15 protein-coding genes are annotated in these 21,800 nt (G+C 40.8%); 6 read left to right on the top strand and 9 right to left on the bottom strand.

Features of this window, described 5'->3' with window-relative positions:
- Positions 1-86: 86 nt before the first annotated feature.
- The 3 genes from MB09_RS05325 to MB09_RS05315 form a co-directional block, all read right to left on the bottom strand.
- On the bottom strand, positions 87-1,100 hold the full coding sequence (locus MB09_RS05325) for a hypothetical protein (RefSeq protein WP_045079864.1): 1,014 nt from the start codon (positions 1,098-1,100) through the stop codon (positions 87-89).
- A gap of 279 nt (positions 1,101-1,379) precedes the next feature.
- Positions 1,380-3,092, bottom strand: coding sequence for a gamma-glutamyltransferase (gene ggt / locus MB09_RS05320; RefSeq protein ID WP_045079863.1), 1,713 nt, complete (start codon positions 3,090-3,092; stop codon positions 1,380-1,382).
- Between the two features lie 95 nt (positions 3,093-3,187).
- Complete coding sequence (locus MB09_RS05315) at positions 3,188-3,772, bottom strand: acyl carrier protein phosphodiesterase (protein WP_045079862.1); 585 nt, start codon at positions 3,770-3,772, stop codon at positions 3,188-3,190.
- Positions 3,773-3,968: 196 nt separating this feature from the next.
- Here MB09_RS05315 and glmM point away from each other — a divergent pair, with 196 nt between their 5' ends.
- Entirely contained in the window at positions 3,969-5,357 is a 1,389-nt protein-coding gene (glmM, locus tag MB09_RS05310) for a phosphoglucosamine mutase (RefSeq protein WP_045079861.1), read from the top strand.
- A gap of 113 nt (positions 5,358-5,470) precedes the next feature.
- Here the strand turns inward: glmM and MB09_RS05305 are convergent, their stop codons facing one another.
- The 4 genes from MB09_RS05305 to MB09_RS05290 all read right to left on the bottom strand — a co-directional run bounded on the left by MB09_RS05305 (position 5,471) and on the right by MB09_RS05290 (position 7,870).
- On the bottom strand, positions 5,471-5,728 hold the full coding sequence (locus MB09_RS05305; protein WP_045079860.1) for a Txe/YoeB family addiction module toxin: 258 nt from the start codon (positions 5,726-5,728) through the stop codon (positions 5,471-5,473).
- A 1-nt stretch (position 5,729) separates the two neighbouring features.
- Positions 5,730-5,984, bottom strand: a complete 255-nt coding sequence (locus MB09_RS05300) for a type II toxin-antitoxin system Phd/YefM family antitoxin (RefSeq protein ID WP_045079859.1) — start codon at positions 5,982-5,984, stop codon at positions 5,730-5,732.
- A 184-nt stretch (positions 5,985-6,168) separates the two neighbouring features.
- A complete protein-coding gene (locus MB09_RS05295; protein ID WP_045079858.1) occupies positions 6,169-6,870 on the bottom strand; it encodes a T9SS type A sorting domain-containing protein in 702 nt (233 codons plus the stop codon).
- A 124-nt stretch (positions 6,871-6,994) separates the two neighbouring features.
- The gene (locus MB09_RS05290; RefSeq protein ID WP_045079857.1) at positions 6,995-7,870 is read right to left on the bottom strand and encodes a lysophospholipid acyltransferase family protein; all 876 of its coding nucleotides are present in this window, start codon (positions 7,868-7,870) and stop codon (positions 6,995-6,997) included.
- Between the two features lie 118 nt (positions 7,871-7,988).
- On the opposite strand from MB09_RS05290, the gene MB09_RS05285 reads away from it, so the two are divergent.
- Positions 7,989-8,639, top strand: coding sequence for a rhomboid family intramembrane serine protease (locus MB09_RS05285; RefSeq protein WP_045079856.1), 651 nt, complete (start codon positions 7,989-7,991; stop codon positions 8,637-8,639).
- A 58-nt stretch (positions 8,640-8,697) separates the two neighbouring features.
- A complete protein-coding gene (locus tag MB09_RS05280; protein ID WP_045079855.1) occupies positions 8,698-9,384 on the top strand; it encodes an SIMPL domain-containing protein in 687 nt (228 codons plus the stop codon).
- Positions 9,385-9,525: 141 nt separating this feature from the next.
- On the opposite strand, the gene MB09_RS05275 is transcribed toward MB09_RS05280, so the two are convergent.
- Positions 9,526-10,641, bottom strand: a complete 1,116-nt coding sequence (locus MB09_RS05275) for a TlpA disulfide reductase family protein (RefSeq protein ID WP_045079854.1) — start codon at positions 10,639-10,641, stop codon at positions 9,526-9,528.
- A 137-nt stretch (positions 10,642-10,778) separates the two neighbouring features.
- Between MB09_RS05275 and MB09_RS05270 the strand changes: the two genes are divergently transcribed.
- Positions 10,779-13,145, top strand: a complete 2,367-nt coding sequence (locus tag MB09_RS05270; protein WP_045079853.1) for a hypothetical protein — start codon at positions 10,779-10,781, stop codon at positions 13,143-13,145.
- On the opposite strand, the gene MB09_RS05265 is transcribed toward MB09_RS05270, so the two are convergent.
- Positions 13,146-14,330, bottom strand: a complete 1,185-nt coding sequence (locus tag MB09_RS05265; RefSeq protein ID WP_045079852.1) for a Pycsar system effector family protein — start codon at positions 14,328-14,330, stop codon at positions 13,146-13,148. It lies immediately after the preceding gene.
- Between the two features lie 52 nt (positions 14,331-14,382).
- Between MB09_RS05265 and MB09_RS05260 the strand changes: the two genes are divergently transcribed.
- Positions 14,383-18,060: a BamA/TamA family outer membrane protein gene (locus tag MB09_RS05260; protein WP_045079851.1), complete on the top strand. Its 3,678-nt coding sequence runs from the start codon at positions 14,383-14,385 to the stop codon at positions 18,058-18,060.
- Positions 18,061-18,064: 4 nt separating this feature from the next.
- Positions 18,065-21,778, top strand: coding sequence for a metallophosphoesterase (locus tag MB09_RS05255; RefSeq protein ID WP_045079850.1), 3,714 nt, complete (start codon positions 18,065-18,067; stop codon positions 21,776-21,778).
- Positions 21,779-21,800 lie beyond the last annotated feature (22 nt).

Here is a 21,800-nt window from a genome sequence, read left to right as displayed (position 1 = left end):
CTGGCAAAGGTACTCAATAGATTGGAAAATAAAGAATGCATGGCAATGGCACGGTGTTAATTTTTGGTAAAAAATGAAATGTTTTTTTAGCGGTTTACTTCCTTTGAAAGAAAAATATGAAATGTGACCGCAACGTAGAAGATGGTACTTATTACGATGGAATAACCGACAATAATAGCCAGTACCGAAAACCCGAGCATTAAATAGGTAAGCGGCAGTAGCACACCAAAAACCATTAACAAAAAAAACACGATGTATAGATAGTATATAAGTCGTGGGGTTTTTCTATTTATGTGGCTCTGAAATTGGGATAGTTTCGGAATGACATCCTTGGTCAAGTGCTCCCAGAGTTTCGAAAAGAAAATTTCATTAAAGGAGGAGTTTTCAAACTTGTCCTGGTCTATGGTATTGGCAAGCGTTAAAATTTTCTCCCTGTGGCGCTCGAAAACGGCTTCCAGATTTAATGATTCCTTATAATTTCCGAATTTATATCCAAACACATACCACAGGCCTGAGCCGCATTTGTGTTCAACCCATTTTTCAATGATATCGTTGTCATAAAAAATAGGATAGTTTATAGTTTCGGGAATGTGCTTGTCTTTCGGGTCGGTCATCAACAGCGATTTTAATTCCAAATAAAGGTTCTCCGTTTCACCGAAATGATGTGTTTCTTGAAGAAACTCGATGGCCAGCTTAGATTTTCCTTTGTAAAATTCCTTAACATCAAAATAAGTGAGATCCGCATAGTCCTTTTCCATATAATCCTTCAGCCCGGGAAGCCATATGTTTGAATTGAACAGGATTTCGGCGATAGTGCGGAAATTGTGCATTTTTTGGGTGGTCTTGCTTATTTTGTGAATGATTTTGGCTTTAAATAATTTCTGTCGCATTGCCGAAGCCGCTAGAAAAACCATCAAAATGGCGGATAAAAATCCACTGATGCCTATATAGATTGAAGTGAGTTTCTTAAGATTGTCTTCAAAACCAAGAGAATTGAGATATTTGTCATAGAGTAGAAATATAAGTCCCGCACAGATGGCCCCACTTATCGCAAAAGCGATAATAGAGTACCAATCCTTGAACGAAAGTTTATTTCCCATAGGCTATAACCGCCAATCTTTCGAAAGGCACTAAAGTGTGATTTTTACAGCAAGAATTTGGTAACAGAAAGCTTATGTGAATAATTTCTGCAAGAGTGATAAAGAAAAGCGTATTATGGTTTCTAAAATTGATGAAATATCGTTTTCCCTAACGGCTTTGATCCAAATTCTTTAAAAAATCCTTGGTTAAATCCCTCAAATCTAAACCTTTTTATTTCCTACAAAAATTCCTTTCGATATAATGCAGAACATTTCGATTAAGCGTGCAGATTGGGTTTTTTAATAACCAACAGCCGTATCATCCCCACGACTGTCGGCACCTCCTTGAAGTTTGCCGTTCGGGAGTTTTAGGATGGCGTCCACCTTCCCAATGATGGGATCTGTTTCTGTGTTTTCGGGATAGCCTTTCTGTTTCAATGCTTCAATCAGATCTTTGGGAAATCGTTCAAATTCATACCTGATGGCATCGGGCAACCACTGGTGATGAAATCTGGGCGCATCCACGGCTTGTTGCATATCCATATTAAATTCATACACATTCAAGATTGTTTGTGCTACTGAGGTGATAATCGTTGCCCCGCCGGGAGTACCTACGACCATCCAGAGTTTGCCGTCCTTTTCTACTATGGTCGGCGTCATCGAGCTGAGCATTCTTTTTTGGGGCGCGATGGCATTTGCCTGTCCGCCAACCAGGCCATACACATTCGGTTCGCCCGGCTTTGCGCTGAAATCGTCCATTTCATTGTTTAAGAAGAAACCGAGTTCGTTGACGAATAGCAAGGAGCCAAAGGTTGAATTGAGTGTTGTGGTAACCGAAACCGCATTCCCAAAGGAATCAACGATTGAAAAGTGAGTGGTTTCAGGACTTTCGTACCCCATAATTACACCGGGCTTAATTTCTGCTGAAGAAGTTGCGGCATCGAAGGAAAAATTTTCCATTCTTCGGGAAAGATAGGCTTCGGAAAGCAAGGAATCGGTCGGGATATTCACAAAATCCGGGTCGCCCAAATAATAACTTCTGTCGGCGTAGGCGCGGCGTTCAGCTTCGGCCAAAACTTGGATGTATTTTTCTGAATTGTGGCCATATTCCGAAAGGGGAAAAGGTTCAACCATTTTTAAAATCTGCGCCAAACAGATGCCGCCGCTGGATGGTGGCGCCATGGAAATCACTTTTAAATCCTTATACTTAAAAACAATCGGTTCGCGCCATTGGCCCTCGTAAGCCTCCAAATCTTTTAGGGTTATTATGCCGCCTTTTTCTTTCAGGAAGGAAACGAGTTTTTGGCCCGTTTCGCCACCGTAAAACTCAGCTCGGCCATTTTTGGAGATACGTTCCAAAGTATAGGCCAGTGCTAAATTTTTCAACGTATCGCCAGCTTTTAGATTTTCTGTATAGAGAATTGTTTCGCCGTTTATTTCTTCAAAATAGGGAATATACATTTCCAATTCCTCTGCCTCCTTCTCAGTTATTATATATCCTTTTTTTGCCAGTTCAATCACGGGTTTTAAAATAACTTCCATCGGTAAACTTCCGAATTTTTCGTGGGCCGCAAACATGCCGGCAACCGTCCCGGGAACGGCCACCGACATTGCGCCAATGGAACTTTTGTTAGGAATAACGTTTCCATCCTTATCGAGGTACATATTTTTTGTGGCGGCCATCGGTGCTTTTTCCCGGTAATCCAACGAGCCTATTTCGCCGTATTGGGTTCTGTAAACCATAAAGCCGCCGCCGGCAAGATTGCCTGCGTTGGGGTAGGTTAGGGCCAAAGCCATATTTGTGGCAATCATGGCATCAAAGGCGTTGCCGCCCATTTTTAGGATTTCCGTGCCAATTTTTGAAGCCTCCGCCCGGGCCGAAACTACCATAGCACTGTCTGCTATTACCGCTTTCTTTGTCTCAACTCTGGGTTTTTCAACAACGGTTTGCGCTTCAGGTTTTTCCTTGCAGGCAAATATGAGAAGTATGATTAATAGGGGATAGATTTTCATAATTATTATTTTTCGAATTTAATTATTTGGGCGTAGAGACGCACGGCCGTGTGTCTGTACTGCCCATCCGTGCGTCCGTACGGGCCAATCCAATTTCATAATTCTTTTAATTTTTGATGGGAAAAAGCAATCAATTCATCAAAAAAGGAAGTGAATTCGGCTTCAAATTCATTATAGTATTCTTCGAGTTCCGCCACGGCAAGGTTCATTTTTGAAACGCCTTTGGTACGCACGTTCATCTGCGCCAAAATTTTGCTGATTCCCTCCACGGTGGCGTAGCTTAGCAGCCAGTTGTCGGCAATCATATACGGCATCATCCGTTGGATACGGGCGGGCAGCATGGTAAAATTTTTCCGAAGCAATTTATAAAAATCCGATACATATTCATCCAAAGGCACTTCGGAATATTTGCTCCAATTTTTCGCTAAAAAATGGTCGTAGAGAATATCCACGATTACCCCGCTGTAATGGCCGTAATTTTTGTGGAGCCGCGCCGTGCTCTGGTGTACCGTCGGGTGGGCATCGGTAAAACTGTCGATTGCACGGTGCAGCAATATACCTTTCGCGATGGCCGGCGGATATTTTAAATATCTTTTTCCCTTAATGCCGTCAGCAATAAAGTTGCCGATGATAACACTTTCGTCATTGCCGGAGAGATAGATGTGGGCCAAAAAATTCATTCAATAAATATATGTATTTTTGCGCTGTAAAAATTCAAAATGGATCTATTACCCAATTTGGATGCAGTATGTTGTTTTAGTGCCTAGACTTTAATGCATTTAAACTTCCCAGAAAACAGAAATTATTTTAACCCTTGCCCACGGCATGGGGCTCCAAATACTAAATACGATTTATACTTAAAAAGAACGAAATAAAATGACTTTAATAAAATCCATTTCCGGCATTCGCGGAACCATTGGCGGTACGCAAGGCGAAAATTTAACTCCCATTGATGCGGTAAAATATGCCGCGGCCTACGGAAGTTGGATAAAACAGCAGCGCAACAAAGAGAATTACAAAGTGGTCGTGGGTCGCGATGCGAGAATTTCAGGGGAAATGATCCAGCAATTGGTTATGAACACGCTAATTGGAATGGGCATCACGGTTATTGATTTAAACCTTTCCACAACGCCTACTGTCGAAATGGCCGTGGCGATGGAACACGCCGATGGCGGCATAATTTTAACGGCAAGCCACAATCCCAAACAGTGGAATGCCCTGAAATTGCTAAATAACAAAGGCGAATTTTTAAATGCCGAAGCCGGGCAACAAATCCTGGATATTGCCGAAAAGGGCGTTGTCGAGTTTTCCGAAGTTGACCATCTGGGTGAAATTCACAAGAACGATGCCTACATCGATTTACATATTGATGAAATATTGAACTTGCCCTTGGTGAAGGCCGAGGCCATAAAAGACTGCGATTTTAAAGTGGTGGTCGATGCGGTAAATTCTACGGGCGGAATTGCCGTGCCTTTGCTTTTGGAAGCATTGGGCGTGGAACCCGTGAAATTGCACTGCACACCAAATGGTCAGTTTCCGCACAATCCCGAACCTTTAAAGGAGCATTTGGGCGATTTGATGGAAAGTGTAATAGCGAATAACGCCGACTTCGGGATCGTGGTGGATCCCGATGTGGACCGACTTGCTTTTGTAGATGAAAAAGGTGAAATGTTTGGCGAGGAATATACGCTGGTTGCCGTGGCCGATTATGTTTTGCAAAACACTCCCGGAAACACGGTGAGCAATATGTCATCATCACGTGCCCTGCGCGATGTTACCGAAAAACATGGCGGAACCTACTTTGCCAGCGCTGTGGGCGAGGTAAACGTGGTAGAAAAAATGAAGGAAACAAATGCAGTAATAGGAGGAGAGGGCAATGGTGGTATTATTTATCCAGAACTGCACTACGGTCGTGATAGTTTGGTTGGTATTGCTTTGTTTTTAAGCTTTTTAGCGGAAGAGAAAATTGCGGTGAGCGAACTTCGCAAAAAATACACCGCTTATTTTATGAGCAAAAGGAAGATTGAATTAACGCCACAATTGGATGTTGATGCAATTTTAAAGACAATGGAAGCAAAGTATGCCGCGGAAGAAATAAACACGATTGACGGCGTAAAAATAGATTTCCCCGACAACTGGGTACATCTTCGAAAATCAAACACTGAGCCTATAATTAGGATTTATACCGAGGCAAAAAGCCAGGAAGATGCGGATGCTTTGGCGGATAGGATTATTGGGGAAATAAAAGCTATTGCGGGTATATAGCGAGAATTTAATTGCCCAATAAAGAACGCCTTCTCCCGTACAATTGGGAGAAGGTGTTTTACAAGTTAAGGTATCCTTTTTATATTGTATTCGCGATTGAACGCAGTATTTTATCAGTCGTAATGGAATCTACATTTCGCGATTAATATTTCTCCTTCTTTATATTGATAAATGAGCCGGTGTTCGCTATCAATTCGTCTTGACCAAAACCCGGCGTATTTATGTTTTAGCGGTTCGGGTTTTCCTATACCGTCAAAAGGATTGCGAGCGATGTTTTTCAGAAGTAAGTTTATTTTTCTCAGTTTTTTCTTATCTGTTCTTTGCCAATACAGATAATCCTCCCAAGATTCGTCAACAAATATGTACTTCATTTTAATTTTCGATCAAATCCTTCTCAAAATTCTTTCCCTCCCTTAATTTTTCGATAGCGGAATCCAATCTCAATTCATTTTTTCGGGAGGAGAGCTCATGGTTGGTAGCCATCAAGGAATTGTATTCCTGTAGCGACATCACTACAATTCCAGAATCTTTTCCGCGATTTATAATCAAGGTCTCAAAATTCTTCACAACGCTATCAAGATAGGTTTTAATGTTTTTTCTGAAGTCGGAGACAGTCGTGATTTGCATGATATTGTATTTAATTTTGTACAAATATAGGTGCAAAATATAAATTTGGCAATTTTTATCAATTACTCCCGATGCGGAAAAAATAGGAGAGGGCTTTGGCAGATAGGATTATTGGGGAGATTAAGATTATTGCGAGAATATAAAAGATTTTTATTCTACTGGTGCCATTGGGTACTACGTATATTTACCTTTTTACAAATTTCCTTTTTAGTGTTTCCTTTTTATTATTTTCTATTGAAATGAAGTATATACCTGATTTTAAATTCCCAACATTTATTTGAGATAGATTTTTTGTGTTATATAAAACCTGTCTTCCTTGGGAATCATAGATAATGATTTTTTGTATGGAAAGATTTTCATTGTATTTTAAATTGAGAATATCAGTAGCGGGATTAGGATAAATTGATAGGGATTGATTGTTAAATTCACTTATCGATAAGTATCTATTACTATATATTGCCTGGTCCCCATTAGAAGCTGTTATAATAAGGGTTCTGTCCTGTCCTGATTCGGTAATTACATAATGAAATGGATCGAAGGGTGGTTCATTCCAGAAGCTCATATATAAATCAGAGTACAGATTATTCTCTTCAATTGAGCAACCTCCTGCAAGCCAATTTATTCCTTCCGAGAAATTGAACTCAGTAGTTCCATTATATTCAATTATGCCATATCCGCCTGTACCATCACATACTCCTGTATAAAAATCATTAGGCTCAATAAAATCTGCGGGAACGTGATTTTGCTCACTATTAATTGGAGGAATATAACTCTGTCCATCCAAAATCAAATCATGTAAAATCCAAGTTTGCTCAAAAAGCCGCATATCTTGTGATAAACACGTCAAGCTTATTAAACTAATCCAAAGGAATATAAAATTTTTCATAGGTTGGTTGCTTGGTTTTATATAAAAATATTCAATAATATCAACAATTACTATTTTGGATTGTCGGTACTTATTTATTAATGGTTATTAAAGATATTAAAAATAAGTTGTTTTATATCAAATCTTATTGAACATTCCTCAGCTTCCACCGTTTATGCGACCATAAATAAAACTCAGGCTTTTCGCGAATCTGTGCTTCCAAGGCATCAAAAAACATTCGGGTTATCTGAAAATCTGGGTATTCCTTTGGATTGTCAACCAAAGGAATAAAAGTGGCAGTGTAATACCCGCGTTTCACTTTTTCAACCTTTAGATAAAGCACTGAAAAGTCGAGCTTTTTTGCCAGTTCCTCGGTCCCGGTGAACATTGGCACATCTATCCCCATAAAGGTATCGCGGTGTTTGAAAGCACCGAGTTTTGGGGTTTGGTCAGAGAGAATGTAGGTTAGCGTTTTGATGCCTTTTTTCCACTTTCGGAAAAGCACGCCCACAATTTTTTTATTGCTCACAATGATGCCTCCAAAGTGTTCCCGGGTTTTTTTAACCAATGCATCAAACTGTTTGTTGTCCAAAGGTTTGTAAACGGCGTGGGCTTGATGCTGCATCAATTTGTTGAGAATTCCGCTCCATTCCCAGTTGCCGTAATGGCCTGCCATTAGCAGGATGCTTCGGTCGTTTTGGTAATAATTGTCAAGGATTTCGGCATTGGTTACCACAAACCGTTTGCGGATTTCCTTTTCGGAAATGGTAAATGCCTTTATAGTTTCAAAAATGATGTCGCAAAGATGTTTAAAGAACTGCTGTGCGATATAGTCCCGCTCCTTTTGTGTTTTTTCGGGAAAAACGAGGACTAGATTATCCTTCACCACTTTTTTGCGATACCCAACAATATAATAGACCAAAAAATACAGCGCGGTGGATTTTAGGTATAAAATACGCATCGGCATAATGGAAAGTAGCCAAAGAATTGGATAAGCCAGGATATAAAGCAATCTTTGCATAGCGAATATTCGTGCAAAACTAATTAAATAAATGTTCAATCTTCAACGTTCAATATTGAATATTCAGGTTAGAATCACGAATCAACAATAACTTTTAATATTTAATTTTTCATTCCAAATGCAAAACCTACACATCGCAACCATTATAATCATTGCCGCCAACGTGATCATATCTATGAAAGGCTTCAATGATTTTGCCTTTTTTGAAAAGTACAAGTTCAACATTGCGGGAATACGCCGCGGCGAGCATATTAGAATGTTCAGCTCTGCTTTTTTGCACGCCGATTTTTCACATTTGCTGTTCAATATGCTTACGCTTTATTTCTTTGCACCGGTAGTTATTATGAGCGTTGGGGTTACTTATTTTGTGATAATCTATGTGGCGAGTTTGCTGATAGGTAATTTGCTTTCCTTTTATTTCCACAAAGATGAATACCACTACAGCGCAATAGGGGCAAGCGGTGCGGTGATGGGCGTGCTATATTCCGCTATTTTGTTTTTTCCCGATATGGGCCTTTATTTGTTTTTTATCCCTATCCCCATTCCGGCGTGGCTTTTTGGGATGGCATATTTGTTGTATTCTATCTACGGAATGAAAAAAAGATTGGGAAATATAGGCCACGATGCCCACATTGGTGGGGCTGTTGGCGGTTATGTGCTAACGCTTGTTTTTGCGCCCTATTTGTTCCAAACAAGTCTATGGATTGTTGTCTTATTGGCGATTCCTTTGATTCTTTTATTCGTTCTCCATAAATTGGGTAAAATATAGTTGGAAATCTTTTGATGAAACATCCGCAAATAACAAAAATCTAAAACCTAAAAAATCTATGAAAACTCTTAAAACACTTTTAATTTTAGCAATTACGACCACTACCGCAATGGCACAGAATACGTTACCGCCGCCCACTATCGATGTTACCGGGGAAGGTATCGTGCGCGTGGTACCCGATGAAGTAACCATAAACATTCGCGTTGAAAATACGGGAGAAAACACCAAGACGCTAAAAGAGCAAAACGATGCGACGATTAATGAAGTTTTAAAATTTCTAAAAAAAATGGACATTTCCGATAAGGATGTGCGTACGGAATATATGAACCTCAGCAAAAACTATGATTACAACAGTAAAACCTACACTTTTGCCGCCAATCAGTCCCTTTCGGTAAAATTGCACGATCTAAAAAAATACGAGGCGGTAATGAAGGGGCTTATAGATACGGGCATCAACAGAATTGATGGCATAAACTTTTCTTCCTCCAAAGAGGAATCGCTTAAGAGTGAGGCCCGTAAAAAGGCTGTTGAGAATGCCCAAATGAAGGCGAGGGAATACGCTTCAGTTTTGAACCAAAGTGTTGGAAAAGCAGTTTCAATAAGCGAATTCAATAATTCGGGAGATCCACGGCCAATGTACAAAACGGCTATGATGGATTCTTCTGCCAGTGGCGGCGAACAAACGATTGCTCTTGGCGAAATGGAAATTAAATCAACTGTAAACGTAAGCTTCCTTTTAAATTAAGCCCAGGTGGTTGAAAGTTGGAGTATTTTATACGTTTAAAACATTTCAAAAACGATAAATCATTAAACACAAAAAAACCTCGGTCGTTCAAAAGACCGAGGTTTTTTAATATTTTTCTACCGACTACCGTCAATACCGCAATTACTCTCCTGCAAACAAAGTAGCAATCTTGGCTTCCAGCGCCGCGCCGCGAAGGTTTTTATCTATTATAACCCCATTTTCGTCAAGAAGGAAGGTAGCGGGTATGGAACGCACGCTGTACTGCTGTGCAATAGGGTCCTGCCAAAACTGGAGGTTTGAAACGTGGTACCAATCCATTTGGTCATCCTTGATAGCTTGTAACCATTTGTCTTTTTGCTCTGCCTTGTCCAGGGATACGCTAATAATATTTAAGCCCTTATCGTGATATTTATTGTAAACCTTTACCACATTAGGATTTTCTATTCTACACGGTCTGCACCAGGAGGCCCAAAAGTCGATAATGGTGTATTTGCCCAACGCATCTTTTAGAGACATCATTTCACCCGTTGGGGTCGGGGCGCTGAAATTTGGAGCCAAACTTCCCACTTCAGCTTTTTTCATTGCCTCGAGATTTGTTTTAAGGTCCTGTACCATTTCAGTGGAGGCTACCTTGGCGTCCATTTTTTCAATATAGGCACTGGCTTCTGCGGGTGTAAGTTCTTTTCGCCCGGTCATTTCAGAAATTAGCATGGCCGCGAACAGGCTATTCAGATTATTGTTCAAAAATTCCTTTTTATATTCCGTTTCCTCTGCTACAATGTTCAAATTTTGGCTTTGTATTTCTGCAACGGTGGCCGTATCGTTCATTTCTCTGGCGGCGCGAAAACGCTCCATATTTTCCTGCTTTCTTTTGTTGAAGGCAGTCATTTTATTGACAAAATCACTGTAGGCCTCATTTTGTTTTCCCCCCATTACGCGAGAGGCTCTAATGCTATCTTTATAAATAGTAGCCTGCATATCCACGTTTTCCGGAAAGAACAGTACCGAACCCTGCACCTCATTCAGCCTTAAGAAATTCAGACTTGTATTTTCACTATTGGGATAAGTGGCCGAAAATTTTCCTTCATTAATAACGATCGTATCCAGCAATTTTGGCTGTTTGTTTTCCAAAGTGTAAACATACATTTCAGTGCCATCCTCAAAACCAATGGCATCACCTTCCAATTTATAGGAATTGGTATCTTTATTGCAGGATATTAATGGAATGGATAAAAGTAAAGCTAAAATCAGTCTCATAAATTTTGTATTTTTAGATTGGTGGCAAAAATAGCTGTTTATTCCCTCATTGTGTGAAATGAGCTATTATTTTATTATTTATTAACATATTTTCGGGGCATTAACCCGTACTTTTATCCTTTAAATATCGCTTTAGTATGAAGAAATTGAAAAGGGATTTTCCGTTGAAAGTTAAGATAGGTTTCAAAAAAGTTTTTGAGGCCTTTAAGGAGAATACACCCGAAACGGAAGTCGAAAAAAATCTCGCGGCCGAAATTCTTTCCGTGGAAGAAAATTTTCCCGAGCTCTCGCAGGGAATAAGCGATTTTGATTTGCTACCAAAATATATGAAGCAGATAGACACCCTTTTGAACCCACTGTTCCCTTCTGTATTGGGGAAGAACGAAATAAAGTTTGCGACCATTCCCTTTCAAGACTTCGCATTTAAAAGTACACAGCGGTATAAAAATTTAATAAAAGCGGCTGGTCCCGATTTTAAACTGGATATTATAAATTTTGATGACGATCAGTTCTACATCATGGGGTGCAGTATCATCCTGAGTGAATACTATGATAGAAAAGTAGATTTTAGACGCTCTTATTATTACAATATTCCCGACGAGCGCGGTATGGTCAAAAATTATAGATTGCTCTATAATGCCGATTTTGTGGAGATCCAAAAAACCGATGAGGCAAAGGATATTTCTGAAGAGGACATCAACGAACTTCTGGAAAGCTTTGACGACGTTTCGGTGTGGAAGGAAAAATTTCCACCGGAAAGTTGGATTTTCAACGGCTTCGTTATTGCTTCCTTAACCGATGTTACCTTGAATGTGTCCATTTCAGATTTTAAATCGAATCTTCTAAGGTTGGAAAAGAACGGGGGCTTCGAGAATACCGAATTCAGCCGTATTTTCCGTTCCATCTTCGACCTGAAGGATTTAATGATCGGCTTTACGGATTATAACGAGGAAACCGAATCTTTTGAAAGAACCCTATTTAAGGAGATTTCAAGTTTCATTCTCAACAATAAGAAATCGCAGTTAAGTAAAGATGCGCTTTGCAGTGCTTCCTACTATACGCTTTTTAAGCAGAAGGAGTTTTATTGCGTTACCGATGCGGAACGCTATCATAAAATGTATCCAGAGAATTTGCTTTATAAGAAAATGCTGGATCAAGGAATGCGAAGTGCCATCTTCGCCTCCATTGTACACAATGATAAAATTTTAGGGGTTTTGGAGCTGGTTTCGCCCAATGCGAACGATTTAAACACCATAAATGCCAATAAACTGCGCGACATCATGCCCTTCTTGGTGGACTCTGTTGTACGCTCCAAGGAAAACCTTGAAAACGAGCTGGAACTTATAATCCAAGAGGAATGTACTGCCATTCACAGTAGCGTGCACTGGAAATTCCGCAAAGAGGCGAAACGTTATCTCAATACCATAAATGAGGGCAACCCAACCTTTTTCAAGGAAATAGTTTTTGAGGACATCTACCCGTTATATGGGCAGACTGATATAAAAGGATCTTCCGAGGCGCGAAACGAGGCTACCAAGCAGGATCTCATTCTTCAACTGAGTTATATCGATGGGCTTTTGAAAAAACTTTCAAACCAGGCATCGCTGCCTATTTTTGAGCAGATGAAGTTTACCATTGCCACTTTTTCACAAGAAATTGAGGAAAATCTGCAAGTAGATACCGAGCGTAAGATTATGAATTTTATTGCTGCGGAAATAATTCCTTTGTTAAAACACATCCGTCAAAAAAACGATGTATTTAAGGAGTGGGTTGATGAATATTATAAATTGGTAGATGTAAATACGGGCTTTGTATATAAGTATCGAAAAGATTATGACGAATCGGTAATGCTTATCAATAAAAGATTGGCTGCCATTCTAGACCGAAAGCAGCAGGAAGCACAGAAAATGTATCCGCATTATTTCGAGCGCTTTAAGACTGATGGGGTAGAGCATAATCTCTATATAGGAGAGGCAATTACCAAAGAGCGCTCTTTCAATAAAATATATCTAAAAAATTTAAAACTGTGGCAACTGCAGGTAATGTGCGAGATGGAAAACAGTTTTTACCGATTTAAGGATTCCTTGCCCATTACCTTAAATGTGGCTTCCATGATCTTGGTTTTTAACGGTTCCCTATCGCTGCGGTTTCGTATGGATGAAAAGCGATTTGACGTTGATGGCACGTACAATGCGCGTTATGAAGTTGTAAAGAAACGTGTGGATAAAGCCAACATTAAAGGCACGGAAGACCGTATTACGGAACCCGGAAAAATAGCCATTATCTATTCCCAAAAAGAAGACGAGGAAGAGTATCTAAAGTACCTGCACTTTTTGCAATTCCAAAAAATGATAGATACCGAAATTGAGGTTCTGGAATTGGAGGATCTGCAAGGCGTTACAGGCCTCAAGGCATTGCGCGTTAAGGTTCTATACAGCAAAAGCAATGACAAGGTAAAGGAATACTATACCTACGAAGATCTTATTTCGCAAATTGAGGAATAATTAAAATTCCAAATAAAAGAAAACCGCAAAGGAAACCAAGGAGATAATTGTACCCGCCACAAAAATGGTATAGGTCAATCTCAGAATCCGGTATTTTCTATCCAGCACCTTTCCCAGGAAATATAAATCCTTGGTGAGTGATTTATAGACGTAATTTCTATCTTTAAGCAATTCCTCTATCGCCCATTCGTACTGTTCCAGTTCCATCTTGTGGAAATTTCCGAAGAAAGTGAGATTCACACTTCTGTTGGCAACGTCCTCTTTGGTAAACTCGCCTCGGGTTACGTTTGGTCGGGTAGCTATTACTGCCAAAATCATAGTTATGGCGCTAAACAATACAAAGATGGCGGTGGGAATAATCAAATAATTATTGTTATCCAATTTTGAGATGAGATTGGAAAGCACCAACGAAATGATAATAGCATTTACCGAAAGCATAATATTTGCTTTTGTATCGGCAATATCGCTTAATTTCATATGGTTTCTCAGGGCGGTTCTATAGAAGGTTTGGATACCGCGTTCGGGGCTATCGTTTTTATATTGGGCTTTTAACTTTGCCTTTACCCGCTCCTTTTGAATCTTCTCCTTGCGCTTTTTCCGCTGGCTTAACAGATCGGCTAGATTATCCTCTTTTACGGGCTGCCATTCCTTTAGGGCATATTCGGTATAAAACTGGTGGTCCTCCACCAAAACTTTTATGTTTTCATCCAGCCATTCGCGGGAAGTGTAATTATGTACTTTTTGAAATAGGTATTCCTGGCGCAGAAATTCGCTGGCCTCCTTAAAATAATCTTTTCCGAAGTGTGATGAGTCCGCATCGCGAATAGCTTTTTCAAGGTCTGATTGCGGGGTAGTGTCCTTAAATTTTGTGGCAAGGATACATTTTTCGACACCCTTAATAACATCTTCCTCTACATTGTGCTCCTCTAAAAATTTACGTGCAATCTTCGCACCTTCCTCTTCGTGATTTTCCCTTCCCACAATGTAGCCCGTATCGTGCAACAAAGCCGCCAAACGTAGTATTAAAGCATCTTTAACATCAAATTGGGAGTTTTCAATAATTTCATTTATACTTTTATAAACACGTTTTGAATGGGTATAATTGTGGTAAACGAAAGTACTTGGAAGCTTGTCCTTAAATAGTTGAAAGATAAAATTATCTGCAGCTTCAACAATATTGCTCATAGATTTATTTTAGGTATCCAAAGTAGTAAAAAATCAACGCACATAAATATATATGAATAAAATTAACATCTTTATAACTTTTGTTGCCACCGCGCTTTTTTCAGCTTGTGCAACCTACAATCCACAATTTAGAAACCCCAATTCCGAAGTTCCCAGAACGCTTTCCGAAAACAAACTCGATAAGACATTTTATCTTATAGGAAATGCCGGGAATTTAAAGGAGAAACCCTCAGAATCACTTCAAGCCTTAAAAAAATATCTCTCGGAAAATAATTCCGAAGACAGTTATGTACTGTTTTTGGGGAACAGTTTTTATCCATCGGGGATGCCGCCCAAGAATGAGGAGGCAAAGACAGAGGCAATCAAAAATATGCAGTTGCAAATCGACGCATTAAAAGGGTTTAAGGGCAAAGTAGTTGTGCTGCCCGGCAATCGCGACTGGCGAGGGGGCGTGGACGGCCTAGAACTGGAGGAAGATTATCTAAAGGCCCAGTTTAACGATGCTGATGTATTGCAGCCCAATAACGGTTGCCCTCTGGAAAGCATCGATATAAATGACAATGTGCATTTAATTGCTCTTGACACCCAATGGTTTTTGGAGGATTGGGACAATAATTCGAAGATGAACGATAAGTGCGATATAAAGACCCGTGAAAAATTGTTTATTGAAATAGAGGGAGAGCTAAAAAAGAACGCCACCAAAACCATTGTATTTGCCATGTACCATCCTATGATTTCCTATGGGGAGCACGGGGGTAAATATCCGGCAATCCACAAAGATTTTTTTAGCACATTTATTAAGCAGATAAAAATACAGGGGGCCATTTCCCCACAAGATCGTTACAACAAACGGTATAACGATTTAATGAGTCGATTGAAAGTGCTCACCAAGGATCTTGACCGTTTGGTATTCGTTTCAGGGCAGGACCAATCCTTACAATACAATGATGATGGCACTGTGAAGCAGATCGTGTCCGGTGCAGGTTCAGGCGCTACCGCTGCGGCGCTTGGGCAGTTTGGCCAATTTGTTTATGGGCACCCAGGTTTTGCAAAACTGGAAGTGGGAAAGAACGGTGCCTCGCAAGTTGAATTTTTTAAGGCCACCGAGGGCGGCTTTTATGAAACTGTATTTGAGACAGAGATATTTCCGGCCATAAAAACATATGACCTTTCCACCCTGCCTACCACCTTTCCAAAAACTGTGAAAGCGCAAGTTTATACAGATGAAATGGTTGATAAATCGGGATTCTATAAAGCCTTGTGGGGCGAGCATTACCGAGAACTTTACGGAACAGAGGTTACCGCAAAGACCGTTTTGTTGGATACACTTTATGGTGGCTTGAAAGTAATACGAGCTGGCGGAGGACACCAGACCCGATCCTTACGACTTGAAGATAAGGATGGAAGAACCTACAATATGCGCGCCCTGAAAAAAAGTGCCGTTCAATTTTTACAGACCGTAATAATTAAGGATAAGGAAATTGAAAACGATTTTTTAAACACTATTCCCGAAGATTTAATATTGGATTTTTATACGGCCGCCCATCCTTATGGGGCATTTACCATACCTAAATTGGCCGCGGCCGCAAATATCCTGCACACTAAGCCTAAGCTTTATTACGTGCCAAAACAGAAAGCACTGGGCAATTTCAATGCTGATTATGGCGATGAACTCTATATGATCGTGGAAAGACCTGATGAAACCTTTACCGGTCCTCTCTTTGATTACCCAGATGATATGGAAAGCACAGACGATCTTTTGGCGAAACTTCGCGAAGACGAAAAATACAAGTTAAATGAGACGGCCTATATCCGCGCGCGTGTTTTTGATATGCTGGTAGGCGATTGGGACCGTCATAATGACCAGTGGCGTTTTACCCAGCACGATAATGATGATGGCACGGTAACCTTTGAACCTATCCCGAGGGACCGCGATCAGGTGTATTCCAAGTTTGATGGCGGCTTATTTGATTTGGCACGGACGGTATTTAACACCTCCCGTCAATTTCAGGTATATGGGGAAGATTTAAAACATACCAAATGGTTTAACGCGGCCGGTATAAAACTGGACCACGCCCTGATTCAGAACCATGGAAAAGAGACGTGGCTGGAGCAGGCAAGAAATATTCAAAAAAATATTACGGATGAAGTTATCGAGAGCGCATTCAATGATCTGCCAAAGGAGGCACAGGACAAATATGCTGCGGAAATAAAACAAAACCTTAAAGGCAGGCGCGACAAAATAGTTGAGATTGCCGAAGATTATTACAATTATTTATCCAGACTGCAGACCGTGCTCGGTACCGATAAGGATGACTATTTTGAGATTACCCGTCTGACGGAAGGAAAAACAAATATAAAGGCCTACCGAATAAAGGACGGAAAGAAAGCCGATTTAATGGTAGATAGAACTTTTGATGCAAGTGAAACTAATTCCATCTGGGTTTACGGGTTGGATGACGATGATGTTTTTGAGGTGAAGGGCAAGGGAGATAATCCTATACATTTACGCATAATTGGAGGCCAAAACAACGACACCTACAAAATAGCCAATGGCAGAAAGGTTAAGGTTTACGACCAAAAGAGCAAAAAGAATACCGTGGAACAAAAAGGAGGTGCAACCTTTAGGTTTACCAATAATTATGATTTTAACACTTACGATTATAAAAAGCAGAAGCAATCCATCCATCTCTTTTTGCCTACATTAGGGTACAATCCAGATGATGGTATAAAAATAGGGCCTGCGTATGTGTTTACCTTTAACGGTTTCCAGCGCAATCCATTTTCGCAGCAACATCGAATAGGTGCGGGCTATTACTTTGCCACCAATAGTTTTGATATAAATTACGAAGGTGAATTCGCAAATATCTTTGGCAGTTGGAATTTCCTGTTGGGCGGTTATTACAAGAATCCCAATTTTTCTGAAAACTATTTCGGTTTCGGAAATGAAACCCTTAACCCTCATTACGAGTTTGATTTTGAAAAGGATTATAACCGTGTTCGCATAGGAGGATATGGAGGATCTATTGGGGTGAAGAAAGTATCGCCTTTTGGCAGCACTTTCATATTCAAAGCTCTTTTTGAGGGAATAGAAGTGGAGGGCACCGATGGTAGATATATCACCCAAGTAACACCCACCCCTGTGGCACTGGACGAAACCAAGTATTTCGTTTCTGCAGAGGGAACCTACCAATACGAAAGTTACGACAATAAAGTAAACCCAACCCGCGGGATGAACTTCAACCTGGTTGCGGGGGGAACCCAGAATATCGATGATAGCGACAGGATTTTTGGTTATGTAAAACCACAAATTGTTTTTTATAACGCCTTGACGCGAAATAGAAAACTGGTGCTAAAAACAGACGTTCGCGGTCAGTTTAATATAGGCAATAATTTTGAGTTTTATCAAGGCGCCCAATTGGGAAGTGATACTGGGCTCCGCGCTTATCGCGACGAAAGGTTCACCGGACGAACCGCCGCTGTAGCCGGGGCAGACCTGCGCTATAGTTTTAATAAATTCAAGACTGCTTTGTTGCCCATCCAGCTTGGCGTATTTGGAGGCTATGATGTGGGAAGGGTATGGGTGCCCAACGATACCTCAGATAAACTGCACAGCTCCTATGGCGGGGGACTGTGGGTAAACACTGCCGATTTATTGAGCGGTACGTTCAACCTCTTTGCGGGGGATGAAGGCTTGCGATTTACCTTTGGCTTGGCGTTTTCAATGTAAGTATATGATTTTTAAAAAGTTCTATTTATTATTTTTTGGAGTATTCCTCATTTCTTCTTGTGCTACCTATGCACCCCAGTTTAAGGACAAGGAAGCACAACCGGTATATCCTTCAGAAAAAAAAATAGAAAAGACTTTTTACCTGGTAGGCGATGCCGGTCTTTCCCCAATGGGCGGAATGAGCGATGCCCTGCACACCTTCAACAATTATTTAAAAACAGAGAAAACCACCGGGAACTACACCATATACTTGGGTGATAATATTTACCCTTCGGGGATGGACCCCGAAGGCCATCCGGGCCGAAAGGGGTCAGAAAATATGATTGACGCACAGTACAAGGCTGTCAAGGATTATTCGGGCCACACTATTTTTATTCCCGGCAATCACGAATGGTACAATAATGGGGTAATAGGCGTCGCCCGGGAAGAGCAATATGTGGAATCGCTGTTTCCCGATCAGGACGCATTTAGGCCAAGCAGCGGCTGCCCTCTGGAAAGTGTAGAGGTATCTGGGAACATCCAGTTGATTATTATAGATACCCAATGGTTTTTGGAAGATTGGAACGCGAACCCCACGATAAACGCCAAATGCGATATAAAAACCCGTGAAAAGTTTTTTATTGAACTGGCTTTGGAATTGGAAAAAAACCAAAACAAGACCATCGTTTTTGCCATGCACCATCCTATGTTTACCAATGGTAATCACGGGGGATATTTCGCTATTCAGAAACACTTGTACCCACTTCAGAAAAGAATACCGATGCCTTTTTTATCCTCACTTGTAGTACAGGTACGATCGCAGGGAGGCGTTTCGGTGCAGGATAGATATAATGAGCTCTATAACAATTTGATGAACAAACTGCAGGAGCTCGTAAAAAACAACAAACGACTTGTTTTTGTATCGGGTCACGACCATAATTTGCAATACATAGAAAATAATGGGCTAAAGCAGATTGTATCCGGGGGAGGCGCAAAGAAATCATACGCCGCTCTGGGCAATGATGGGTTTTTCAGTACGGGGATGCAGGGGTTTGCGGTATTGGATGTCTTTGAGGATGGTTCTTCGTGGGTACGGTATTTTGTAAAGGGCGAAAACTATCAGCCCAAAATGATTTTTCAAAAGGAGGTAGTTCCAGAGCCGGTAAAAACAGATATTTCAAAACTGCCCGAAATATTTCCGCAGCAATATACCGTGCCAATTTTTAAACAGGACAGCATTAACGAAGCCTTATTCTTTAAGACCGTTTGGGGCGCTAAATATAAAAATGCCTATTCCACACCCGTTACCGCACAGGTGGCGTCTCTAGACACGCTATACGGAGGCTTGCAGATTGTACAAGAAAATAAGGACACCGATTACAGCTCGTTATTATTGACCGATAGAAATGGCAATCAATACCGTATGCGGGCCATGGGTAAAAATGCTTTGCAGATATCGCGAAAGCTCATTTTTGAGGATAACGAGAACAAACCCTCGGACGCCCAAAAGGCAGATGTACCTACTGTAAAGGGGCAAAATACTAATTTCTACACCGCAACCCATCCGTATGCAATTATGGCGATTCCAGATATGGCCCGCGCCATAAATATTTTTTACACCACCCCGCAATTGTATTACGTTCCAAAACAGAAAAGACTTGGGCGATACAATGAAAACTTTGGGGACGATCTGTATTTAATTTCAATAGAGCCCTCTGAAAAGAGTGAAGGGGAAGGGTTGTTCAAATATCCCGACGATGTGGAAACTACTGATGATATATTGATTAAACTGCGAAAGACGGGCGATGTACAGGTTGACGAGGAAAATTATATAAAATCCCGATTGTTTGATATGCTCATCGGCGATTGGGATCGGGAACCAAACCATTGGCAGTGGGCAGAATTCTACAACCGGTACAAAAAAAATGTGTATGTGCCCATTCCCAACAACCGCGACAATGCCTTTTCAAGCTTTGAGGGAAATATCTTTGATTATACCCGTTCCATCTTCAACGGTTCCTTGCAGACCCACGTTTATGGTGATAAACTAAAGGATTTGGAATGGTTCAATAAAGAAGGTGTGATTCTGGATCGGGCCTTATTGAAAAATTCGGGCAGGGCACAGTGGAAATATTTGGCAGAATCCATACAGGACAGTATTACCGATGCGGTAATCGAAAAGGCTTTTAACAGCATTCCGCCAGAAGTTCAGGATGAAGCCCTTGAAGATATTAAGCAGAAATTAAAGGAACGAAAGAAGAATCTGGTTACCATCGCAGATAATTACTACAGCTATCTTTCCACATTGCAGACTATTGTAGGGACCGATTATGACGATCTGTTTGAGATAACAAGACTTCCCGACGGCAAGACGCAGGTGAGAAGCTTTACAACCATCAATGGAATAAAGTCGGATACTATAATTGATAGAACATTCTCAAAGAAGGATACCAAGGAAATCTGGATTTACGGCCTTGGGGGAAAAGACAGATTTGTGGTGGATGGAAAAGGGGATAATCTAATCTATCTTCGATTGATAGGGGGAAGAAGCGAAGATACTTTTAGCCTGAAGGAGGGCAGAAGGGTAAAAGTTTACGATCACGAAAGTATGCCCAATATTGTGGAGGAAAAGAAGGGCGGCAGCTTACGCTTTACCGATGTGTACAATTTAAATACGTATGACTATAGAAAGCAAATAGACCGTTTGCAAACCTTGGTTTCAGCTATTGGGTACAATCCTGATGACGGGTTTAGGGCGGCCTTACAGTATGCTTATAGGGTTGATAACTTTCAACGCAATCCATTTTCGCAAAAGCATATCGTTAATTTCGCCTATTTTACCGATATCAATAGTTTTGAGCTTTCGTATTCGGGGGAGTTTGCGAATATAAAGGACGATCTGAACCTCAGCTTTGGGGCACGGCTTACCAGCCCAAATTACAGCATCAATTTTTTCGGCTTTGGAAATGACACCAAAAATTGGCAGGAGGAGAAAGGATATGACTTTAATAGGGTAGAAGTGCAGCATATTTCGGGAAATATCGGGTTGCTTCGGAATAGTAATTTTGGTAGTTTCTTCAAGTTACAGACTACTTTTGATGCCTATGAGGTAAGCAATAACCCAAGCAGCTTTATTTCCGAGGTAGATGCAAGAAACAAGGGCGAAACAAATTATTTCGGAACCGTGGAAGGGATATATAACTACCGCAGTTTCGACGATCCGCTGAATCCTACCATCGGGATGCTTTTTGATTTAAATCTTGGAGTTACCGATAATCTGGAGGATTTGGATGATGTTTTCGGATTTCTAAAAACCCGGCTCGGCTTTTATAACACCCTGATAAAAAACAGGAAGTTGGTGTTGAAAACCAATATTAGTTATCAGCTAAATATTGGGGATAGATACCAGTTTTACCAAGCTGCGAATTTGGGTGGCGATAATGGGTTGAGAGGTTACAGGGAGCAAAGATTTACAGGGAAATCATTTATGGTGGGCAGTGCAGATCTACGCTATAGCTTCCCACAATTTAAGATCGGTCTGTTGCCGTTTCAAATCGGAATATACGGAGGGGCCGATCTGGGACGGGTTTGGTTACCGAATGAGGATTCAAACAAATGGCACAATTCCCGCGGGGGCGGGTTTTGGATAAACGGTTCCGGAGGGCTTAATGCCAATCTGAGCCTATTCAATTCCACGGAAGGAACGCGGCTCAGTTTCGGGTTGGGATTTGACTTTTAGATAAGCTCAGAAAATTTCAGCA

Origin of the sequence: Aequorivita vladivostokensis (assembly GCF_000952855.1) — a bacterium.
Classification (GTDB): Bacteria; Bacteroidota; Bacteroidia; order Flavobacteriales; family Flavobacteriaceae; genus Aequorivita; species Aequorivita vladivostokensis.
Note: the sequence above shows the minus strand (reverse complement) of the source record. Positions and strands in the feature narration are given on the sequence as shown.